The organism is Candidatus Megaera venefica (assembly GCF_034554655.1).
GTDB classification, from domain to species: Bacteria; Pseudomonadota; Alphaproteobacteria; order Rickettsiales; family Rickettsiaceae; genus Megaera_A; species Megaera_A venefica.
In genome coordinates this window covers 1-3,651 of the sequence record NZ_JARJFB010000159.1, presented here as the reverse complement: position 1 = coordinate 3,651, position 3,651 = coordinate 1, and the positions used below count along the sequence as shown (strand labels likewise).

The window sequence follows — 3,651 nt, the reverse complement described above, 5'->3', positions numbered from 1 at the left end:
CATATTTTATTCCTCTTGGTTATATTAATTGATTATATAACCTATAAGGAATTTACACACTTAGATGGACAGAGCCTTTATCTATGCTACCGCCGCCCTACTTGAAATTAATTTCTTATTTAGCCGCTTTTTTAGCATTTTTAGCTGCACGCTTTTCTTTTATTGATTTATGAGTTGGTTCTTTTTTTGCTTCTTTCTTTTTATCTTGTCCTTTAGTCATCCTATTTACTCCTTAAATGATTAGATTTTGCATGTTATCACACTAAATGTGGTTTTTTAACATCTTTTTCCCTACCCAAGTTACAACAGCCTTAGTTTACTATTTTATTGCAACATTTTGTATAGATATATACGAAACATCTATTGCAATGATTATGATAAGAAGTAATTGCTATTACATCATTAATCAATCTACTACGTTAACATAAAAACACCTAACGTATTTTGTCTATAGAATTTCTCTCGATTCAAACTCCGGTTAGTTAGATTAATCTGATATTTTATGATAGAATTTACATGCTGTAGTAAATTCTAAAGAAAGGTAGTCACCATAGATTCTCAGGATATCTTAAGAGCCATCTCCTTAACATTATTTCTTGCCTTCCTTATGTTTATGTACTTAAGGAGAAACAAAGGCGCGAACTCTTTTGCAAACGTAATTTTATGGGGCGTAATTTTTGCTGTTCTCATTGTCTTGTATGCATTCAGATTTGAACTTGGCACACTAAAAGAAAGAGTCTTATCAGTCTTAATTCCTTCTTATAGTTGGACAAATGAAAAAGGACAACTAATTATTGCTCGTAGTAATAATGGCCATTTTTACCTTGATGCAACAACGAAAAATAATCATAAAATCACATTTTTAGTAGATACAGGTGCAAGTGACATTGCCCTTACTCAGGAAGATGCACAAAAGCTCGGATTTAATGTTTCTAAGTTAAAATATACTCAAAAATACAGCACAGCCAATGGTGTTAGCTATGCAGCTCCAGTTAAAATTGATCAACTGACAATTGGCAACAAGAGAACTTTTCATAACCTCGAAGCTCATATCACCTCTGGCGGATTAGATATTTCATTGCTCGGTATGACTTTAATAGGAAGTTTCAAAGACTTTAAAATCACTAGAGATATGCTTATCTTAAGTTATTGAAGCTAATTCAACCTAATTTTATAAAAAAATATTCATTTCTTATACCACAGGTTTAGCCATATAAGACATTTAGAATGGGTCTATTGTTAATTTGATAGCTCCACAAGATATTATGCTTAACAAACAAACAGAGAAATTGATTTTCCCCTAAATCCTTAATACTATTTTAACTAAATGGTAAGCTGTAGGACCGTACAATAGCGCAATTAATGTGGGGATATTAATGTCTAAAGATAAAAACGTAGGTTACTTTGAATGGCTAAAAGCTCAAGGAGTAGAAAATTCCTTTGAAAATACATATGGTCATAATAGGACACAAGCAAAAAGCGTGTATTCTTTTGCCTCACAAAAAGAAGCTCTAGATTTTAAGAACAAATATCTAGCTGATGGCAGTGCCTTTGGTGAAGTTTTTTTTGATCAAAGACTAAAAAAATATGTAATGCCAATAAACTTGGAAGCTCAAGAATTATTAAAAACCCAATTTCAAAAAGAACAACCAGTAGCTCTTACTCTTGAAGATTGCCAAAGGCAAATGGATTTGGTTGATCAAGCCAAAGATAAAGTACAGAAATTTAATGGAGCATCATTGAATCCAAAACTGCAAGGTACGAGAGCTTTTGCTGCTGAGCATTCTAATGTATCCGATAGGATTGGACAAGTTGCTGATATGCTCAGCAACAAAAAAGACAAGGGGTGGAGAGAAGACGCTGCTGCTAGTGCAATTGACATTATATTAGCTGTATATTCCGCAACCAATGATCATTTACTTTCAACGCAAGAGCAACAAACCTTAAAAACCACTCAACAAGCAATCTTAAAAACAGATCAGAACGATAAATTTGTGGGAGGCCTAAAGTCTGATAGTAACTTCATAATGTATCTTAAAGAACAATATTATGACGACACTAAGAAAGGTGCAAGGGTAGAACTAATTAGAGAAAATACTAATCAACTCCTTAATGGGGGGCAAAAATTAATCCTTGATAAAGATACTCCTAACGGAATTACTTCTTTTTCAGCTAACCCAGGGGATCATAATTCTTATCACCAACCACGTTTCTTTCCTGATCAAAACGGCTTATCAGAAACAGATACTGTACTTTTGAGTGCTGGTGGAATGGCTGGCCACACTGCCATGAGGGTGCTTAAGAAAGAAAAAGATGCTAAAGCACCTGGTGGTTATAGATATTTTTACACAAAAGTTGATGCCGGAGGTGGATTAGAAAGGGTTGACCATGCCACTAAAACTGGCACAGGGATCTATACAACAGAAATTACTCCATATTTTAAGACCAAGGAACTACCAAATGGTAAATTAGCAGTAATATATGATTCTAATGGAAATCCCCAGAAAATGAGCCAAATGGAGATAGCCACTTTAAATTCAAATCCAAAAGAATATCAACGCCACATGGAGGCAAACCTATTTGCACTTATCAGCGCAGAGAAAGAAATTGCTTTTTATAAAAACAGCGGACAATTAACTGTATCTCACGGTGAACCAACCGCAATAAAAGACGGTAAGTTTGATGAATGGCAGTTTTTAAACAATAAAATTACAGGATCGCGTGGGGTAGAAGTTCCAGAAAGAACAAAAATTACCCCAATTCAATTAACTGGTAATTGTTCAGTCTATTCGGCCATGCTAACCGTTACAAATTTAGCTGGCGATGCAATTGGCTATGATGTTATGCAATCAGCAAAAACATACGACCAAGCAAAGGTTATGGAGCGTTTAGATCAGAGGAAAGTGTCTATAGAACAAGATAAACAAAATATCAAAGCCCTATCTGAAGTTCAAAGCATTTTTAGTTTAAAACCAGAGCAGGTAGTATATCAAACAAATAAAATTGGTAAGATAAGTTTTACTGATATGCACGAGGCAGAAGCATTTAAAGAATCATTGGCGAAAACTCATAATATTAATGTAACTAGCTCAAAAAGTAAGGATGGTACTAGCTACGATATAGACTTAAACCCACAACAAATAAGCCAATTAGTTAGCAATGCGAAAGGGTTTAAGGATGTTGGTTTAATACAAAATTTGCCTGAATCCAAAAATTGTGAAATTGTAAAAAGCTTAGATAGCCAAAAGCAAAAAAACTATATTGTCCAATTTGCCGATAAAGTTGAAGCAGAGAAATTTAGCAAAGCCTTAAACGAGCGCTATCAGATTAAAGGTGGGAGCGGTGGTGATAAATTTGTAGGCAATCATATTACTGGTGACGGTAGATATGGTGTTATTTTAACTGAGGCTAATATTAATTCTCTAATACCGAAACTACGCCAAGAAGAGGTGCTAAAGCAACGCGAAATTGTTGAGCAGGCAAAAATTAAACCAATAGAATTACAAGATGTTGAGGCTCCAAAAAAAGCTGATAAAATACCTGGTTACGAAATTGTAATAAGCGAAAAAACACTTGAGAATATAAACAAGTACAAAGAAAATCTAATAGCTGGACAAGAGCAACCAGGAGAATTTCTAAGAGCAAAACTTG

Annotated in this window: 2 protein-coding genes; both read left to right on the top strand. The window is 34.3% G+C overall.

Translation table 11 applies throughout. The features are described 5' to 3' along the window. Positions 1-613 precede the first annotated feature (613 nt). Positions 614-1,153 carry a retropepsin-like aspartic protease family protein gene (locus Megvenef_RS07980; protein WP_322777422.1) on the top strand — a complete coding sequence of 180 codons (540 nt, stop codon included), beginning with the start codon at positions 614-616 and terminating at the stop codon, positions 1,151-1,153. A 223-nt stretch (positions 1,154-1,376) separates the two neighbouring features. Beyond that, the coding region (locus Megvenef_RS07975; protein WP_322777421.1) for a hypothetical protein at positions 1,377-3,651 on the top strand (2,275 nt) is incomplete at its 3' end.

Excerpts from the sequence above, each read along its gene's own strand:
- Megvenef_RS07980 (WP_322777422.1), top strand. The coding sequence starts at position 614 with ATGTACTTAAGGAGAAACAAAGGCGCGAACTCTTTTGCAAACGTAATT.